Source organism: Methanogenium organophilum (genome assembly GCF_026684035.1).
GTDB classification, from domain to species: domain Archaea; phylum Halobacteriota; class Methanomicrobia; order Methanomicrobiales; family Methanomicrobiaceae; genus Methanogenium; species Methanogenium organophilum.
In genome coordinates this window covers 346,453-364,165 of sequence record NZ_CP113361.1, presented here as the reverse complement: position 1 = coordinate 364,165, position 17,713 = coordinate 346,453, and the positions used below count along the sequence as shown (strand labels likewise).

22 protein-coding genes and 1 tRNA gene are annotated in these 17,713 nt (G+C 52.0%); 12 read left to right on the top strand and 11 right to left on the bottom strand.

Going from position 1 to position 17,713, the window contains the following annotated elements; translation table 11 throughout:
• Window positions 1-5 precede the first annotated feature (5 nt).
• The gene (locus OU421_RS01945; protein WP_268186915.1) at window positions 6-626 is read left to right on the top strand and encodes a LysE family transporter; all 621 of its coding nucleotides are present in this window, start codon (window positions 6-8) and stop codon (window positions 624-626) included.
• 191 nt (window positions 627-817) lie between these two features.
• The gene (locus tag OU421_RS01940) at window positions 818-1,930 is read left to right on the top strand and encodes an OBG GTPase family GTP-binding protein (RefSeq protein ID WP_268186914.1); all 1,113 of its coding nucleotides are present in this window, start codon (window positions 818-820) and stop codon (window positions 1,928-1,930) included.
• Here the strand turns inward: OU421_RS01940 and OU421_RS01935 are convergent.
• Complete coding sequence (locus tag OU421_RS01935) at window positions 1,917-3,035, bottom strand: tRNA (guanine(10)-N(2))-dimethyltransferase (RefSeq protein WP_268186913.1); 1,119 nt, start codon at window positions 3,033-3,035, stop codon at window positions 1,917-1,919. The two genes, OU421_RS01940 and OU421_RS01935, sit on opposite strands and share 14 nt — an antisense overlap.
• 65 nt (window positions 3,036-3,100) lie before the next feature.
• Between OU421_RS01935 and OU421_RS01930 the strand changes: the two genes are divergently transcribed.
• The 3 genes from OU421_RS01930 to OU421_RS01920 all read left to right on the top strand — a co-directional run bounded on the left by OU421_RS01930 (window position 3,101) and on the right by OU421_RS01920 (window position 4,548).
• Window positions 3,101-3,175, top strand: a tRNA-Arg gene (locus OU421_RS01930).
• A gap of 54 nt (window positions 3,176-3,229) precedes the next feature.
• The gene (locus OU421_RS01925; RefSeq protein ID WP_268186912.1) at window positions 3,230-4,072 is read left to right on the top strand and encodes a geranylgeranylglycerol-phosphate geranylgeranyltransferase; all 843 of its coding nucleotides are present in this window, start codon (window positions 3,230-3,232) and stop codon (window positions 4,070-4,072) included.
• Window positions 4,073-4,131: 59 nt separating this feature from the next.
• Entirely contained in the window at window positions 4,132-4,548 is a 417-nt protein-coding gene (locus OU421_RS01920; RefSeq protein WP_268186911.1) for a polymer-forming cytoskeletal protein, read from the top strand.
• Here OU421_RS01920 and OU421_RS01915 read toward each other — a convergent pair.
• The 4 genes from OU421_RS01915 to OU421_RS01900 are packed head-to-tail and all read right to left on the bottom strand — an operon-like array spanning window position 4,545 to window position 8,054.
• Window positions 4,545-5,255 carry a DUF116 domain-containing protein gene (locus OU421_RS01915; RefSeq protein ID WP_268186910.1) on the bottom strand — a complete coding sequence of 237 codons (711 nt, stop codon included), beginning with the start codon at window positions 5,253-5,255 and terminating at the stop codon, window positions 4,545-4,547. The genes OU421_RS01920 and OU421_RS01915 overlap by 4 nt on opposite strands.
• A complete protein-coding gene (gene mtnA / locus OU421_RS01910; RefSeq protein ID WP_268186909.1) occupies window positions 5,252-6,286 on the bottom strand; it encodes an S-methyl-5-thioribose-1-phosphate isomerase in 1,035 nt (344 codons plus the stop codon). The genes OU421_RS01915 and mtnA overlap by 4 nt, the downstream gene beginning before the upstream one ends.
• Before the next feature lie 9 nt (window positions 6,287-6,295).
• Entirely contained in the window at window positions 6,296-7,570 is a 1,275-nt protein-coding gene (locus OU421_RS01905; RefSeq protein WP_268186908.1) for a CoB--CoM heterodisulfide reductase iron-sulfur subunit A family protein, read from the bottom strand.
• On the bottom strand, window positions 7,563-8,054 hold the full coding sequence (locus tag OU421_RS01900) for a gamma carbonic anhydrase family protein (protein ID WP_268186907.1): 492 nt from the start codon (window positions 8,052-8,054) through the stop codon (window positions 7,563-7,565). The genes OU421_RS01905 and OU421_RS01900 overlap by 8 nt, the downstream gene beginning before the upstream one ends.
• Before the next feature lie 30 nt (window positions 8,055-8,084).
• Here OU421_RS01900 and OU421_RS01895 point away from each other — a divergent pair, with 30 nt between their 5' ends.
• Entirely contained in the window at window positions 8,085-8,543 is a 459-nt protein-coding gene (locus OU421_RS01895) for a phosphopantetheine adenylyltransferase (RefSeq protein ID WP_268186906.1), read from the top strand.
• Here OU421_RS01895 and pyrI read toward each other — a convergent pair.
• The 6 genes from pyrI to OU421_RS01865 all read right to left on the bottom strand — a co-directional run bounded on the left by pyrI (window position 8,536) and on the right by OU421_RS01865 (window position 12,969).
• Window positions 8,536-9,006 carry an aspartate carbamoyltransferase regulatory subunit gene (gene pyrI, locus OU421_RS01890; protein WP_268186905.1) on the bottom strand — a complete coding sequence of 157 codons (471 nt, stop codon included), beginning with the start codon at window positions 9,004-9,006 and terminating at the stop codon, window positions 8,536-8,538. The two genes, OU421_RS01895 and pyrI, sit on opposite strands and share 8 nt — an antisense overlap.
• A 1-nt stretch (window position 9,007) precedes the next feature.
• Window positions 9,008-9,901: an aspartate carbamoyltransferase gene (pyrB, locus tag OU421_RS01885; RefSeq protein WP_268186904.1), complete on the bottom strand. Its 894-nt coding sequence runs from the start codon at window positions 9,899-9,901 to the stop codon at window positions 9,008-9,010.
• Window positions 9,902-10,070: 169 nt separating this feature from the next.
• Complete coding sequence (locus OU421_RS01880) at window positions 10,071-10,799, bottom strand: methyltransferase domain-containing protein (protein WP_268186903.1); 729 nt, start codon at window positions 10,797-10,799, stop codon at window positions 10,071-10,073.
• The gene (locus OU421_RS01875; protein ID WP_268186902.1) at window positions 10,796-11,137 is read right to left on the bottom strand and encodes a nascent polypeptide-associated complex protein; all 342 of its coding nucleotides are present in this window, start codon (window positions 11,135-11,137) and stop codon (window positions 10,796-10,798) included. The genes OU421_RS01880 and OU421_RS01875 overlap by 4 nt, the downstream gene beginning before the upstream one ends.
• Before the next feature lies 1 nt (window position 11,138).
• Entirely contained in the window at window positions 11,139-11,618 is a 480-nt protein-coding gene (locus OU421_RS01870) for a PUA domain-containing protein (RefSeq protein ID WP_268186901.1), read from the bottom strand.
• Window positions 11,584-12,969 (bottom strand): single-stranded-DNA-specific exonuclease RecJ, encoded by a 1,386-nt coding sequence (locus OU421_RS01865; protein WP_268186900.1) that lies wholly within the window; start codon window positions 12,967-12,969, stop codon window positions 11,584-11,586. Before OU421_RS01865 ends, OU421_RS01870 begins: the two co-directional genes overlap by 35 nt.
• Before the next feature lie 108 nt (window positions 12,970-13,077).
• Between OU421_RS01865 and OU421_RS01860 the strand changes: the two genes are divergently transcribed.
• From OU421_RS01860 to psmA, 6 genes are all read left to right on the top strand, one after another.
• Window positions 13,078-14,490, top strand: a complete 1,413-nt coding sequence (locus OU421_RS01860; RefSeq protein ID WP_268186899.1) for an NAD(P)H-hydrate dehydratase — start codon at window positions 13,078-13,080, stop codon at window positions 14,488-14,490.
• A gap of 81 nt (window positions 14,491-14,571) precedes the next feature.
• On the top strand, window positions 14,572-15,036 hold the full coding sequence (gene moaC, locus OU421_RS01855) for a cyclic pyranopterin monophosphate synthase MoaC (protein WP_268186897.1): 465 nt from the start codon (window positions 14,572-14,574) through the stop codon (window positions 15,034-15,036).
• A gap of 125 nt (window positions 15,037-15,161) precedes the next feature.
• Window positions 15,162-15,752, top strand: a complete 591-nt coding sequence (locus OU421_RS01850) for a 50S ribosomal protein L15e (protein ID WP_268186895.1) — start codon at window positions 15,162-15,164, stop codon at window positions 15,750-15,752.
• A gap of 85 nt (window positions 15,753-15,837) precedes the next feature.
• Window positions 15,838-16,482 carry an RNase P subunit p30 family protein gene (locus tag OU421_RS01845; RefSeq protein ID WP_268186894.1) on the top strand — a complete coding sequence of 215 codons (645 nt, stop codon included), beginning with the start codon at window positions 15,838-15,840 and terminating at the stop codon, window positions 16,480-16,482.
• Complete coding sequence (locus OU421_RS01840; protein WP_268186893.1) at window positions 16,479-16,961, top strand: Rpp14/Pop5 family protein; 483 nt, start codon at window positions 16,479-16,481, stop codon at window positions 16,959-16,961. The genes OU421_RS01845 and OU421_RS01840 overlap by 4 nt, the downstream gene beginning before the upstream one ends.
• Window positions 16,961-17,704, top strand: a complete 744-nt coding sequence (gene psmA / locus OU421_RS01835; protein ID WP_268186892.1) for an archaeal proteasome endopeptidase complex subunit alpha — start codon at window positions 16,961-16,963, stop codon at window positions 17,702-17,704. Before OU421_RS01840 ends, psmA begins: the two co-directional genes overlap by 1 nt.
• The last annotated feature ends 9 nt before the right edge of the window (window positions 17,705-17,713 follow it).

Below are 17,713 nucleotides of genomic sequence, written 5' to 3'. Positions count from 1 at the left end.
GTATCATGGATGGCGCCGGAACAGCACTCCTCATTGGTTTTGTGATCGGGCTTTCCGGTGCTCTCGCGCCGGGTCCCACTCTGATAGCAACAATTCGTGGTTCGCTCAGCGAGGGGTGGACAGCCGGGCCAAAGGTGTCGGCAGGCCATGCGGTAATTGAAGCAGGTATGGTTGTTGTCATTATTGCCGGTATTGCAGAGATTGCAGAGACGATTTCAGTTCCTATAGCTATTATTGGTGGAGTTGTTCTGATATTATTCGGGGTTTTGACCCTGAAGGAGAGTGCGAATGCCGGGATTTCGACAGATGCTGCCGGTCCTGCCGGGAACTCATATGTGGCAGGTGCTGTTAGCAGTGCTGCAAATCCCTATTTCTGGCTTTGGTGGCTTACCGTGGGCAGCAGTCTTGTGCTTGAAGCGCTGATTGCAGGACCAGTTATTGTTATTGCCTTCATGGCAGGGCACTGGTTCTCTGATTTTGGGTGGTTCACTCTGGTTGCTGTTGGAAGTGCGCGGGGGACATCCGTGTTGCCGCTCCGTTATTATCGCATTATCCTTGGCGCCTGTGGGGTTTTTCTCATGCTTTTTGGTGTTTCGTATCTGTTAAAAACGGTATCCGTGTGGTGAAGCAGGCTGGTCTGCCGGGTCCGTCCGTCGATGATTGCCACAGATTTTCAATACCAAAATTGCCTGTTCCTGCCGATATATCCCGAACCGAATCTATCATGGGGATCTACCGGTGGTAGAGGTATTCTGCAGAAATACCGGCAGATACACTATCAATAAGTAGTGTCCCGCTGATATGTATAGCATCACCAATGGCCACAATTGAAGACGAAATAAAACTAATCGAAGACGAAATTCGCAATACTAAATATAACAAGGCGACATCCGGGCATATCGGGAAGCTCAAAGCAAAGATTGCCCGCCTTAAAGATGATGCCGTCTCCCGTGCCATGGCCTCTTCAGGGAGTGGTGAAGGATATTCAGTGAAAAAATCCGGTGACGGGACCGTTGTCCTCGTTGGTTTTCCGTCTGTTGGTAAGTCCACGCTCCTGAATAAACTGACCAATACTGAGAGTGAGTCTGCGGCTTACGCATTCACCACCCTGACAGTAGTGCCGGGTTCTATGGAACACAAGGGGGCAAATATCCAGATTCTGGATATTCCCGGCCTTATCGCAGGAGCGGCAATGGGGAAGGGACGTGGCAAAGAAGTGATTGGCGTCGTTCGTGGTGCTGACCTCATCTTACTTCTGGGTGATGTGTACAATGAAAAACACATCAATGTCCTCATCAAAGAACTTTATGACGCTGGTATCCGCCTGAATAAAGAAAAACCGGATATCACCATCTCGAAGAGAGGATATGGCGGTCTCCGTTTTAACACGGTTGGGAATTCGAGCCTCGATCTTGATGATATCCGCCCTCTTCTTGCAGATAATAAGATTGTAAATGCTGACATCCTTATCCGCGGAGAGGTGACACAAGACGACTTTATTGATGCAATGTTTGGCAATCGTGTCTATATCCCGGCGTTCTTTGCCATAAACAAGGTCGATTTGGTCGACAAAGAGACGCTGGATCAGATTGATAAGGATGTAACGAAACGCTTCGGCCGGCCACCAATTATGCTTTCCGCAGTCAGCGGATACAACATTGAAACTCTTAAAGATGAGATATTCAACCAGCTGGGTTTCATTCGCATCTACATGAAGCCCGTAGGTGGCAAGCCGGATCTGGAAGAACCGCTGATCATCCGCGAACCTGCAACAGTAGAGGCGGTATGTATGAAACTGCACCGTGACTTTGTTGAGAAATTCCGATATGCAAAAGTGTGGGGTCCGTCAGTGAAGCATGACGCCCAGCGGGTCGGGCTGGCGCATGGACTCATTGATGGTGATATTCTGACTGTTGTTACCCGTCCGTAGTTATTGCATCCCTGAGAACATGCAGGGGTGCATCTGTTTTTATTCCTCGTCCATCGTAATGGGTCCGTGATGCCTGATATCCTGCGTCCCGGATGGCAGCAATAACATCATCTATGGGGGATGGTGAGATCCGCCAGTGTTTGGCAAGCCGGTGATAATTATAGAATTCGGGATTGTCAAGTTCCTGGCTGAGAGTAGTGACCAACCGTGCAAGCACACTCTCCTTTTGTCCGTCATCCTCAATATCAGCAGACAGCTGTGAGAGTACTTCCGGGCTGTTCACGGGCCCTGTCCAGAGGGGGCCAATCCGACTCATTTTTGCACCACATTCCGGGCATTCCTGTACTGATGGAAGAAACGCGGTCTCTGCAGTTCGCCATGGACAGGCAGGGCACTGATGGATGTAGCCGATATTTTTTAGAGCCTTGTCGGCTCTGCCGGCACCGTTTGTCATACGCAGATGGAGACGGACAAAGTGCTCGCGGGCAAAACAGAAGAGCGGTTCAATACCACGGTCATATTTTGCGGTCTCACGCAGGACAAATCCAAGGAGCAGGCGCAGACCCACTTCACTGTGATATTCTGTATTCATCGGGCGGGCGCCATACCGGCGGATGCCTGCCTTCAGGTGTGCTCCACAGAGCGGTGCGGTGTCTGTTGCGGTGACAAAGAGGTAGCATCGTGCACTGGTTGCAGCAATATCCACAAAGGGTGCAGGAGTACCAAACGGGTCGAGATCCACGACATCAAACCGATGTCTCAGCATCACTGCCCGGCAATCCTCTTCTGTAACGGTGATTTCGCTCTCCGGGTGGAGAGCGGCATTCTTTCGGATAAGGGCTGCAGCTTCAGGGTTGTAATCATTAATAGTAACCGGAATGCCGCATTCGTGCGCCACCCTCAGTCCGCGTACACCGGAAGCGGCCATGGCATCGAAGTATGACGAAACGTCCAGTTGGCGGAGCAGATAGTTCGTACTGTCACGGTTCAGCCGCATCCGTGGATTAAAAAAAACCGGGCCACTTCCGGGGGGGAATGAACTGTTTTCGTCCTGCTTGGGAATAAAAAACCGTGTACTTCCTTCCAATGCCTCTCTGTCACTCATCGCATCAGAAACGTGGTGGTTCGGAAATCTTATACCTTCTGATGCTGAATGTTATAGGCATGCATGGGCTTGTGGCCTAGCCTGGATAAGGCGTTAGCCTCCTAAGTTAATGATCAGGGGTTCAAATCCCCTCAAGCCCGTTTTCTATTGTTTTTGGTAACTTTAATCCGAAATGAACAGTAACATCTCCATACATGAGTCTTCGTGGGTATTTGCGGATAGTGCGCCCTGTCAATGCACTTGTGGCAGGCATCGCCGTCCTGCTGGGTGTGCTTGTCGCGGGAGTTGCGATTACTCCCCCCCTCTTTCTGCTTGTTGTGGCGGTATTCTGCATTACCGGTGCGGGGAATGCAGTCAATGACTATTGTGACCGTGAGATTGATGCAATCAACCGGCCAGAGAGACCTATTCCCTCCGGTTCTGTCAGTATCCGTGGCGCGGCATTCTACAGTACCTTTCTTTTTCTCGTTGGCATCATGCTCGCAGCACTCGTAAATCCATTGTGTTTTGGACTCGCCTGTCTCAATTCCATTCTTCTGGTGACCTATGCAGCCTGGCTGAAGAGGGTGCCGCTTGCAGGAAATCTTGTGGTGTCGTATCTGGCGGGAAGTATCTTTCTCTTTGGCGGTGCTGCCGCAGGGATAAACGGGGTCATCCTGAATCTTCCTCTTGCAGGCATTGTATTTCTCCCGATGATCGCACGTGAGATTCTGAAAGATGCAGAAGATATCGAAGGGGACCAGGAAGGAGGTGCCCGCACGCTGCCGATGGTCATCGGCGTCCTTCCCTCCTGTCGGATAGCAGGAGTACTTGCGGCAGGAGCAGTCATTCTCAGTATTCTGCCGATTGTTCCCTGGTGGAGTGTCTGGTATCTTGCAACGATTGCTCTGGCAGATGTCATCATCCTCTTTGCAGCAGTATCGTCCATCCGGTGCACCACGTCTGCCTGTGTAAGGGATTCGGGTGCAACAACAACACTTAAATCCGGAATGTTTGCTGCACTCGCAATACTGATCTTGTGGGCGCTCAGTGGCTAGTGGCATTTGGCAGGGACAGAGAGTATAATTAATAATCTTTGAAATGTGAGACTTATTCAATGAAAGTTTACCGGCAGGGAGACAGTTTCATTGCACCGAAGGGATCTTTCTTTGACGGTAATGTGAAAATACCCGGAAATTTTATCGTAGCCCCTGATACCCATTTCTGGGGGCGTCTTGACGTAGGTGGATCTCTTGAACTTGGCCCGCGTTCAACAGTCGGGGGAGACATCACCTGTGAGAATGCCATTATTGGAAATCAGGTGCGCATCAAAGGCTCTCTGGATGTCATTGAGAACGTAACGGTATGCGATGAAGCCCGTATTCACAGTCTGCACGCTGGTGGGGATATCACCCTGCGCCCTGGCGTGCAGGTGGGCGACGTCTCCTCTGATGAAACTATTTATGTGTGTGGGAAGATAAAGTCCGGAAAACTGACCGGGAGAAACGTAAAGGTGGTTGGAAACGGCCCTTAGATGGCCGCCTTATCCGTCTCTTCTGTTCCAAGCAGCGCCACGTCATAGACATCCGGCCAGTTTACTGCTGTCTCCACACATCCGTCCCGCATGGTGACAACACCCATGCCGATGACACCTGCCTTGTCACACATCTCAAGACCTTCTTTTACCTCCATCAGGCATCCGACACCGATGATGGCTTTCGGGTGATATTTCTTGAACATCCGTTTGATGAGTGTTGAACCGGGGGCAATCCAGACCTTATATCCGATTTCTTCGAGGTTGTCAATATTGTCCCCTACTTCGCATCTGCCGCAACGCCGGCAGACAAGACCTTCGGGGGTGAGATGTGCAGGGCAGTCTGCTGCCCGCATGCACTGCGGAATAAATATCGCACGTTCTTTAACGGGGATTTCTTCAAATGAAGTGGTTGAGAGGGTATTGTGGAGCCTGATGAAAAAGGCGGTCAGTTCCTGGTCTTCCAACCCGAAAAGACGGCAAAACGCTTTGATCATCCCTTCTGTCATTACAAGGCCTGCCTTCAGCAGGCGCGGGGCATAAAAACGGCGGTTGTGAATGGAGAGGAAGATGATGATGCTCATGATGAGCGGGACAAAGATCATGAACAGGAAGAAGAAAAGGGTCACTTCCCCAATGAGATAGATCAACTGGTCCCACCATGGTGTGCCGACAACAGCCGTTGGGTCAATATATTCCGCACTCATGTTTCAACCCTTTCGTCATGCTCGGCAAGTTCGGTATAGGGATACCGCAAGATCCCTTTGTCTGTAATGATTGCGGTCACAAGGGAGAGCGGTGTGGTGTCAAAGGCGGGGTTGACCACAGGAACACCGTCCGGCATCAACTGTTTCCCGCCGCATACAGCCAGTTCTTCACGGGAACGCTCTTCGATGGTTATATCTGATTCTTTCTGCGAAAGATCCAGAGTGGAATATGGTGCTGCGACATAGAAGGGGATGTTGTGGCGGTCCGCACAGACGGCATGCATGTAGGTCCCGATCTTGTTGAAGACGGCGTCTGGGGTGATCCGGTCAGCACCGACCACCACTGCATCGATCATCCCTTTTCGCATCAGGTGCGCTGCGGCACTGTCGGGGATGGTTTTCACAGGGATGTCGTCTGCCTGCAGTTCAAATGCGGTGAGACGTGACCCCTGGTTTAAGGGGCGTGTCTCACAGGAGAGAACGGACACATTCTTTCCCACTTTAACTGCGGAACGGACGACTCCCAATGCTGTTCCCCATTCCACACAGGCGAGGGCTCCCGCATTGCAGTGGGTGAGGACTGTGCAGGTGTCCGGGAGGAGTTTTGCTCCGAATTCGCCTATCCTGTGGCAGAGCGCGACATCCTCTTCTTCAATCGCCTGTGCCTCCCGCAACGCTGCTGCATATGCAGCAGCGGGAGTATTTTCCTGCAGAGCAGTTTGCAGTACACGGTCGATACCCCAGGTCAGGTTGATAGCTGTTGGGCGTGTCGCCCTGAGATGTGCTGCATCCCGTATCACACTCTCCCGGAACGCCGGTGCCATTTCTTCCTGGTGTGAAAGGCAGGAGAGTGCGACGCCGTAGCCGCCGGCAACCCCAAGTGCGGGTGCTCCACGGACTTCAAGGCGCTGTATTCCATCTGCAAGACGGGTGACCGAACGTGTCTCCACACTCACCTGCTCTGCAGGGAGGCGTGTCTGATCGATATATGTGAGACACTGACTGCCGGTGTTCCATGTAATTGTTCGCATTCAGGCTCCTTACTCAGTGGCGGATGCATCAAGGAAAGCCCGCATTGCCGCTGCCTCTCCCTGTGTCACGCTGTCCGGGATATCCTTTGGTGCTACGGCAGCACCGGCGATGTAGATTCCCGGACGGACTGTCTGGACAGGTGCGCATTTTGTATCAATCTGTTCAAAAAATCCATTTTCATCCAGTTCTATGCCAAACTTTTCTGCAAGTTCGGCTGCTCCGTCTGCCGGTTCAAGACCTGTGGAGAGCACCACCAGTTCTGCTTTCAGGTTTTCCAGTTCTGATGTCTCCGTGTTTTCCACCGGGAGCACCATGCCGTCTTTTGTCCGGATTATCTCTCCCGGCCTACTCCTAAGGAAGCGAACTCCCAGTTCCTGCGCCCGGACATAATATTCTTCGTATCCCTTTCCGTAGGCACGGATGTCCATATAGCAGATGGTGACTTCAATATCCGGGTTCTTTTCTTTGATAAGAAGTGCATTTTTTATTGCATACATGCAGCAGACACCCGAACAGTAAGGACGGTGGGCCGGGATGTCACGGGATCCGAAACACTGGATAAATACGATATGTTTTGGTTCTTTTCCGTTTGAAAGTCGCTTGATCTTTCCGCCGGTTGGCCCACTTGCATTGATGAGCCGTTCAAATTCAAGGCCGGTAATTACATCGGGGTGGCGCAGGTATCCGAATGCCGTCTTTTTCTCTGCGTCAAAGGTCCGGTAACCCGTTGCAATTACGACAGAGGCAACATTGAGTATTACCTCTTTCTCCTCTTCTTCGCGTAAGATGGCGTCCTTGCCACAGATGTCATAGCAGAGGCCACAGTCAATACAGTGCACTGCGTCGCGAATCGTGATGTTTGGCACGACCTGTGGATGCGGCTTGTAGATCGCCTTCCTGACACCCACGCCGGCATCAAAGGGATTGTACACCTCGACCGGACAGATTTCTGTGCAGTCCCCGCACCCGTTGCAGGTAGTTTCATCGACATAGCGGGGGTGACGGATGGCTGTTATGGTGAAATCACCGACATCCCCGGTGATGCTTGTGACCTCGGTCAGTGTGTGAAGGACGACATTCGGATTGCGGGAGACATCCACCATCTTCGGAGAGAGAATGCACATTGAACAGTCGTTTGTCGGGAACGTCTTGTCCAGCTGGGCCATATGTCCCCCGATGGATGGTTCGCGTTCGATTAGGTGTACCCGGATACCGTGGTTTGCGATATCAAGGGCTGCCTGGATGCCGGCGACCCCGCCGCCAATAACTGCCACTTCAGCCATTGTTTGCCTCCTTACCGAGTTTGACATAGGAACGGGCATTATCCAGAATCTGTTTGATCTGTTCCTCTGACACTTCCCGTATTACTTTGCCCGGTACGCCCATTACAAGAGACCGGGGGGGGATCTCTTTTCCTTCGGTGACGACAGAGCCCGCCGCGATTATGCTGTCTTCTCCGACAGTTGCGTTATTCATGATGATGGCACCCATGCCGACCAGCACACGGTCCTGTATTGTTGCACCGTGGATAATGGCGCCATGGCCGACAGAAACATCCCTGCCAATGGTAACCGGACATCCGGTGGTGGTGTGAACAACAGCGTTGTCCTGTATATTTGAACCTGTGTGGACCATGATTCGGTCTTTATCAGCCCTGATGACTGCGCCGTACCAGATGCTGACATCGTCTGCGATGCTGACATCGCCGGTCACGGTTGCATTTTTTGCAATAAATGCGGGTGTTCCGGCAGAAGTATCGCTATTCATAATAGGTAATACGTTTAACCTCACGGTCCAATGAAGATTATGGTAGGGGGCACTTTCAGCCCGCTGCACGATGGACACAAAAAGCTGTTATCTCGTTCATTTGAGCTTGCAGGCGATGACGGGCACGTCATTATCGGTCTTTCGACAGATCAGTTCGCTGGGGATAAGAATCATCCAATTGCACCGTATGAAAAGCGTAAAGAGATTCTTACTACATTTATTCAGGATTCCGGGTATTCTGCGACATGGAATGTCATTCCCCTGGAGGATCGATATGGCGCGACCCTTGACACGGATTTTGATGCCCTTGTTGTCAGTGAGGAGACTTTTCCGGTAAGTCTTGAAATAAATCGTCTGAGAAAAGAACGCGGCAGAAAAAAGGTTGATATTCATCAGATCACCTGCGTCCTTGCCGATGACGGAAGGTGGATCTCTTCCACACGGATATACCGGGGAGAGATTGATGACCATGGGCGGGTCATCAGATGATGTGGCTTTCAATATCGGTTGTTATGACGGTGTCGCAATACAGACAGTGAAGGCCTGCCTCCGTCACTTCAAATGCACTTTTTATCGGTTCATTGGCATTGCTGATGCACCCTGAATTGGTGCACTTTATAATGCCGTAGAGAAGTTTTGGTGTCTCTACGCCTTTTTTCTCGGCCACGATGTAATCCCGGATGATGTTGATGGTGGCCTTTGGTGATATGAGGGCTATTCTGTCGACTTCTTCTTTTGAAAGTTCGCGGTTGCTCACTTTGACGATATCTTTTTTCCCTTCCTGTCCGCAGGTCATGGAGGTCACATTGGTGGCAATAGAGAGCTCCTCCTCGGTCTGGCCGGTGATGCCAAGCATCCGCAGGACGGTAAGTGCGGCACCGGCCCGGATATGATCGATTACCGTACCGTCTTTGATGGGGCTTATCAGAAGACCCTGTGGTTTATCTTCCATTTTAGATTACCTCTTCCAGCATTGCCATTCGTACCGGCACCCCATTGCGTGCCTGTTCAAAGTAGCGTGCACAGGGGAGTTCATCGACCCGTGGGTCAATTTCTCCTGCCCGCGGCAGAGGGTGGAGGACAATCATCCCCTCTTTGCGCTCATCGAGGATCTCGGGTGTTATCCGGTAACTTTCTGCCACATTGTAGTATGATGCCGCGTCCGGGAATCGTTCCCGCTGAATCCTGGTGGTGTATATAACATCCAGATTGGGGATGATATCGGTGATATCTGCGTGTTCCTGTACCGTGCACCCGCGTCTGTGTAGTTCATCCACCAGACTCTCCGGGAGTTCAAGGGTTGGGGGTGCGATGGTGTGTATGGTGACATTGTAATTGGAGAGCGCATAGGCAAGCGAATGGGTTGTCCTGCCATACCTGAGATCACCCAGCAGGCCGATATGGATATTTTTTAGCGGCATTGACTGACGGATTGTGTAGAGATCAAGCAGTGTCTGGGACGGGTGCTGTCCTGCCCCATCACCTGCATTTATTACCGGGACAGATGCAAATTCGCTTGCCAGACGTGCTGCCCCTTCTTTGGGATGGCGCAGAACAATGGCATCCACATAACTGCTCACTACCCGCACGGTGTCAGCCAGTGTCTCACCTTTTGAGATTGAGCTCCCCTCAACACTGTCAACGGTAATTGTTGTGCCTCCAAGCCGTGCGACTGCAGATGCAAAGGACATCCGTGTACGCGTACTTGGCTCAAAGAAGAGGAGTGCAACCTGTTTTCCATCCAGTGTTTTTTGGTTCTGCGGTGCTGCATCAATGGCACCTGCCCGGGCAAGAAGACTGTCTATCTCCTCCTTTCCAAAGTCCTTTATCGATATGATATGTTTCATCAGAGCCCCGCCTCATGTTGTAACGGTAAAAGAAGAATGGGAATAATACACAGGGAAATGCACCAGGCATTTCTGTCTGTGATTCCCTTCATAATCAGTAATGCGCGATGAAAAGTAATAGTAGTATCCTGCAGGTGTGAAAAAATGGGGGGGCGGTGGCCGGGAAGTATTATTCCTTCCGGGCAACGGTGATATATCCGCTGTGGCTTACGCGCGTGGACGGGCGCGTCCCGCGCTTTGTCCGTGTAAGCTCACGTCCTATCAGTTCGTGGCAGACGACATCCGTAAAGAGTGGTTCTGCCGTATCCATGACGATGAATGTCTGTTCTAAAAACGGTGTATACGTTGCAAGATATCCACCTGGTCTCAGGAGGGCATGGGCATGATGGATATGCGCCTCCGTGATCTGCAGATCCAGATGAACGACATCAAAAGACCCTTCTGCATCAAGCATGTCTCCTGCAACGACTTCGACATTCTCAAGACCCGCCTCTTCGATATTTTTACGGCAAACCTTGGCAAATTCCTCACGAATTTCAAATGTTCTCACGCTTTTGGCAATTCCGCCAAAGAATATCGAAGCAATTCCGCTGCCGGTCCCCGCGTCAAGGACATCATCATTTCTGTTCATGCCCGTCAGCGCACACACCATCCCGATATCCTTCGGGAGCATCGGTGCGCCGGTACGCCGGGCATGGGAGAAGAAGTCTGTCGGCCGTGGGATTCGGATATAGAATGGGATGCCCAGGTGTGTTTCTATAGTCTCACCTGGCGTTGCATCCATTAAGACATTCAGATCGATGATGCCTTTGTCGGTGGAGAGGGTTCCATTCCCTGCACGGACGTAATATTCCTTCCCGTCATGGATAAGAAGGACACGCTGGCCATCACGAATCATGCGCTTGTAAGTCTGATAATCGCATCTGCAATCTCGCCGTTTGTTTCTTTAAGTGCAGTACGTGCTTCGTCAGGTGATACCTGCGCCTGTTCTGCGACAAGCATCACGTCCTCATCGGGTATGTCCAGTTCTTTCGGGACAAATACCGGATCACTACCCTGAATCTGATAGGTCTTTGTTCCCTGCATGGTGGTTGCCACAACCTCTGCGGGTTCAAAGACATATTCACCTTCAGTCGTATAGATGACAACCCGCTCGACACCCTCGATCTCTTCCATCTTCATGCCGAGCTGTTTCATCATCTGTTTCATCTTTTTTGGATTTAATCCTGGCATCATTTCAGATCAACCTTCCTGACCGTACCTGTACTGCTCCACCATAATTAAATGCCATCATCTCATCACCGGAGAGAAGCGCATTCCCGGTACCGATGAGCTTATCATCGCCTGTGACAACGAGGACTTCTTCTCCGGCCATGATTGCCGGGTCTGCTGCGGTGACATGTTTTGCCATTGCATTTTTTCCTTTCATGATATATTCGGCCACCTCTTCTGCAACAGTTACCCGGTATGCGGGCGCGGGGAGGTAGCGCCAGAGACGTTCTGCCCCTTCAATGGACAGGGTGAATCTTCCGTCATGTGCCCGGACTGTGGCGATACGGACACCATCCAGCATCACATAGCGTATTCGTTTGGTGGTGGACAGTTTGAATGTGCATTCGTCAGGAAAGATGGCAGCTCCTGCCCCTTTCCCGAACTGGTAATCTGCGATTGTCCGTACGCGGTTACCTGCGCTGTTCTGCGATAATTCTGTTGACACGTTCTGCAAACCCCTCTTCGGCATTCCGTGGAATATATGCTCCCGCAGCTATCTTATGTCCTCCGCCACCACCACCGATCTCTTCTGATGCTGCCATGAGTGCGGCCTGCAGGTCAATACCCCGTTCCACCATGCGGGTATTGGTTCGCATAGAGACTTTAACGAGTTCAGGATCGTCATTGAGGTAACAGAGAACCATGATTGGTTTTTCAAAGTCCAGTTTCGAGAGCGCCATCCCTGCCCCGATACCAACGATGGTGTCCGGGAACCGGTCTCTGACATGGATGTGCTGGATGTGGCTCAGTGCAATGGTGCCGGTGTCAAGGATGTACTCCATCATCTCCCGGATAATCCGTTTGTGGTGGCGCAGCATCTCTTCTCCTTCACGATATGCCTGTGCCCGATCGCCTGCACAGACCGCACTTCCCACACGGGGCCGCGCCCAGCGTCCGCAGGCGTTGAGCATGGTCGCATACTCTGATGCATTGCGCAGGGGTGTTCCTCTTTCCTCTTCAGGGAATATGTAGTGTTCTGCGAGAAGGCGGGATATGTCCTGTCCCGTTGCAAGCATCTGCTGTGCAAGGCCGTTGATAATGGCCGATTTTTCATCCTGGTCAAGGTCTTCCCAGACCCGCTGTCTCCCTCCTGCGGTCCGCTCTTCTATCTCCAGTTTACGGAGAAATGTTTCTGCTTTCAGTTCATTGTTGGAGATGCCCGGAATGAACGGGTCATCGCTGTATGAGAGGCAGATTCGGAGGGGACGGGTGGAGATCCCGTAGGAGTTAAACTGCCGCTGCAGAATTTCGATGGTTCCGGCTTTTTCTCCATCTGCTGCGATCTCGCGTGCGGGTCCTGTCAGGCCGCAGTGTTCCCGCGCCATCATATCGCCGACATTCCCGACGACCGCGTTCTTTGCAAGCATTCCCAGGTGGGGGTGTCTTGGATTCATCTCTTTTGCAACGAGGTATCCGACACCTGCTGCAGATAGCTGTGTGTGGCCGTAGGGCTGACCATTTGCCTGCAGATATGGTGTTTCTACATTCTGCGTGATGTGGTGGTCAATAATTGCTACCTCTTCGGTACGCATGCCTCGTTCCTCCATCAGATTTTGCTGCCCTGCTCCAAGGTCAATGAATACCTTCAGGCTGCTGTCTTCAGGCACGTATTTCATGGTCATGGGCTCAAGCTGACGTACAAAGACACTTTTTGCAGGGATCTCTGCATCTGTGCATGCCTGCATCATAATTGCTTCACTGGTGATGCCGTCCGCATCAATATGGGATATAACGGTGACCGCGTCTGCATCCTGTATCTGGTGGGCAACCGCCCGGATGTCATCCTCAAACGTCATTTGTTATGGTATTGGTTGTCATTGCTCTCTCTTGAATGGTGGCTATGTGGTGGAATGTTAATGGAGGAGGACAGTACATGAATCTGATAGGAACAACAGGTGTCGTAGATGATTGCCGGGAAGAATTGTGTGGAGTTTCGTGAATTTCTGGAGAAGGGTGTCATCAGCCCGGAGAGGATGCGTGCAGTTGACACTAATGCACAGGGGTTGGGAGTCTCTGCGGTTCAGCTGATGGAGTGCGCGGGGAAAGGCCTCGCAGACTATGTGAGGGGCATGTCTCCCGGACATGTGGTGTTGCTCTGTGGGAAGGGGAACAACGGAGGTGATGGGTTTGTCGCGGCGCGCCATCTCTGTCGGGACTGTATGGTAACAGTGATCGTTCTCTCACGGGACATACGCTCAGGAGAAGCGCTCCGAAATTTCCATGTGCTCTCTCACTGTGGTGTGGATGTTATCATTGCTGAAACGCCGGACGCTGTTTGTGCATGCAGGGACCGGATCACTTCTGCGGATGTCGTAATCGATGCCATGCTGGGAACCGGTATCGCCGGCGGACTCAGGGAGCCATACGCCACCTGTGCCAGGGTCGTGTGCGAATCCTGCGTACCGGTCGTGGCCGCAGATGTGCCGACTCCCGGCCTTCCTGCTGCTGTTGTCTGTTCATTTCACCGGGCAAAGGAAGGAGAACCTGTGGTCATCGACATTGGCATCCCCGATGAGGCCGAGTGTTTCACGGGACCCGGTGATCTGCTGCTCCTGCGGAAAAAAGGGAAGCATAGTCACAAGGGTGTTGGAGGCGAGGTGCTGGTTATCGGCGGTGGGCCATATCAGGGTGCGCCCTATCTTGCCGGGATGGCAGCCATCCGCGCCGGGGCGGATATTGTCCGGGTTGCAACCCCTAATTTGCTGCCCTGTCCCGACCTGATTGTAGAGCGGACGTGTGGGCAGGTGATCGGTGAGGATGATGTGGACCGGCTTGCAGCGCTTGCGCAGCGTGCAGATGTTACCGTCTGCGGGTGTGGCCTTGGAACTGAAAGTCATGGCGTCATCTCAAAAATTGCCGGGGATATGGGGAGGGCGGTCTTTGATGCGGATGCCCTTAGCCTCCCCCTGCCTGTTGCAGACAATACCATCTACACACCTCATGCGGGTGAATTTTTCCGGATGACCGGGTGCCGCCTTCCGGAGGATCCTGTGGGGCGGGGCCGAATGGTGCGTGACCATGGGCCTGCCGGGGTTACTCTGGCGAAAGGCCCGGTTGATGTAATCTCTGACAACGCCCGTGTACGTTTCAACCGCGCCGGTACGCCGCATATGACTGTTGGGGGCACCGGTGATGTCCTTGCAGGTATTGTGGGGGCATTGTTCTGTCATCTCCCGGCATTTGAAGCGGCAGCGGTGGGTGCTTATGTGAATGGTTCTGCGGGTGAATCATTGCAGGGTCTGGGTGACGGCCTTGCAGCCACGGACCTTCTTAAAGAGATTCCCATGGTTCTTTCCGGCATCCATGGGGGGGCGTAGTGATAAGTCAGATCATGACGAAGTTTCCTGAGAAAGAATATCCCGGCACGTTAATGGTCAGGGATGGGATATTGAGACAATATGCCTGAATTTTCACATATCAATAATGACCGTGCCTATATGGTGGACGTCACTGACAAGGATGATGTGCACCGTCTCGCACGTGCAGAGGGCAGGATACACCTCCGTCCCGAGACACTTGATGCCATCCGGACGGGAGATGTAATCAAGGGGAATGTGCTTGCGACCGCACGGATTGCGGCTATACAGGCTGTAAAACAGACCTCGTCACTGATTCCAATGTGTCATCCCCTACCGGTCGGTGGGGTTGATGTGGATTTCCATGATGGTGATGGATACATTACAGCAGAGGTTGCAGTGCGGACATATGGTCGGACAGGGGTAGAGATGGAGGCCCTTACCGGTGTCAGTGTGGCACTTCTGACCATCTGGGACATGGTCAAATCAGCAGAAAAAGATGAGGACGGGCAGTATCCTGAGACCTCTATAGAAGGTATCTGTGTCACTGAGAAGCGAAAATCCTGATCTTCCACCCCCAGATATTTAATATCGTAAGGTCAAATATATAAGAACCGCCGGGTGTATACCCGCTGGAAAAAGGGATGTGGCCATACATTACGGATGGCTGAACCTTCATGGTGAAAAACCAAATGACAAAATCAATGTATTCCTATGTCCGTGAGGCATGGAAAAAACCTGACGAAACAGAAGTCAAGCAGCTTCTGTGGAACAGAATGCAGATCTGGAGACGGGAAGGCAGTGTTGTGCGTATCGAACGCCCAACCCGTATCGACCGTGCACGCACCCTTGGATACCGTGCAAAGCAGGGTATCATTGTGGCACGTGTTTCTGTACGCCGTGGTGGCCGAAGGAAAGCTCGCTATATCCGTGGACGCCGAACAAACCGCATGGGCATGCGCCGGGCAACCATGGGGAAGAGCATCCAGCGTATTGCTGAAGAGCGTGCTGCCCGCAGGTTCCGCAACATGGAAGTGCTGAACTCCTACTGGGTTGGTGAAGACGGACGCCAGAAATGGTATGAGGTTATTCTCGTTGACGGGCACCACCCGGCAATCATCAATGACCCTCATCTCGGATGGATGGCGGATTCTGTACACCGTGGCCGTGCCGAACGTGGTCTGACCAGCGCCGGTGTGAAGGGACGTGGTATGCGCAGACGCGGAAAAGGCACAGAGCACACCCGCCCAAGTATTCGTTCGAACGAAAACAAAGGGAAATAACCCTTTTTCTTTTCCAGCCGATGCCGGGACATATGTGGCGGTTTCCGGCTGACATGAATTATTCACTCCTGCCGCAGGGGCGTTTATGATGAAGACTGCTGATGCATGTATCTATCCATATCCGGCAGGGGATACTTCTCTCCGGAGGTTTGCAAGTGAACTTGAGCTGCGGGGTTTTACCGGGGCAGTTGCGGTTGGACTCCCTGCGGGGTGTACCGTTGGAAACGTCCGGTTTCTTTCGGGAGCAGAAATTACTGCGAATACCGTCAAATCATGCCGGGACGCACTCCGGAATGCACGTGAGGTAGATATTGTGATGGTTCATGCGGGAGATGCTGCTTTTAACCGAGCTGTTCTCGGGAACATTCAGTTCCATATTCTCCGGGGTATCTATCATGCTGACAAGCGTGCATTTGATCATGTCAGTGCCCGAATGGCAGCGGACCGTGGTGTTGCGGTGGATATTGATTTGTCTCGCATCATCTCGGAATCAGGGAACAGACGACAACGAGCACTGGAACGATACCGGGATATTGGGCGTTTCTCCCGAAAATATGGATTTATGCTGACGCTTTCGTCCGGTGGTCGTTCTATTACCGGTGTAAGGTCTGTACGGGCCTTCTCTCTCCTGGGGGAACTGGCGGGGCTTGAGAAAGAGCAGGTTCGTCGTGCTCTTGCTACTCCGGAAGCACTTCTCTCCCCGCAGCGGTCTGTGGAGGTAATCGAATGAAACCACTTCCCCCGACACAGCGACCAAACTGGCGTTATATCGCTGCCGAGATGGTGCCACAGTGGTGCAATGTTTCGGCACGGGATATGCATTATGCTATTGTGGGCTGTGAGGCATCCCTCTTTGGAGACAGTGCTGCCGCAACGATGCGCACCAGTGTGATTTCCTGTGGTGATGGTGTGGTTGTCCTGCGCTGTATCCGTGGAACCGAGACGGATGTGGAGGCTGTTCTTGCAACTGTTACGGATGTGGGAAATATTTCAGTGGCTCTCCACCCGTTCGCCACCTCCGGGACGCTCCATGCACTGAGGAAAAAGATCCGGCCCTGTTCTCGTCCATCTGAAGAGGGGAATTGTAAAATCGGCGAAAATACCTATCGGATTCTGGGGATTTCAGGTCAAAAGGTTGATTTAGTTCAACAGGGTATTAAACAAACAACAGCACTGTACTTTAATAAAGAGGATTTGGAGGATTTCTGATGCAGCCAATGCAGGCACAAATGGGATATGACAGGGCAATTACCGTATTCAGCCCTGATGGCAGACTGTACCAGGTAGAGTATGCCCGTGAAGCAGTAAAGAGGGGGACAACCGCAGTCGGCATTAAATGCAAAGACGGGGTTGTTCTCATTGTGGATAAGCGGGTCAGTTCCCGCCTTCTTGAACAGACATCAATTGAAAAGATATTCAAGATTGATGGTCACATTGCCGTAGCTTCTTCCGGTCTTGTTGGAGACGCCCGGGCACTTGTTGACCGGGCCAGGGTTGAATGTCAGATTAATCGTGTTTCTTATAATGAGGCAATCGATATTGAGACGCTCTCAAAGAAACTCTGTGATCACATGCAGACATATACGCAGTTCGGCGGCGCCCGTCCGTATGGTACTGCACTTCTCATCGCTGGTGTGAGTGACGGTGTTCCGCGTCTCTTTGAGACGGATCCGTCCGGCACACTGCTTGAGTATAAGGCAACAGGGATTGGTACTGGCCGTCCTGCAGTTATGAAGGTCTTTGATGAGAAATACTCGGATGAGATGGGCTGTGCTGATGCAATTAATCTTGGACTTGCGGCGCTCTATGCAGCAACGGAGGGTAAATTCGATGTGGACAATGTTGAGATTGGCATCATACCTCTTGAAACCGGTATGTTCAGGAAGATGAGTAAGGCAGAAGTCAGTGAATATACTACCACCTTTGAACCGGAAAAGGGTGCGGAAGAGTAGGCGGTGAAC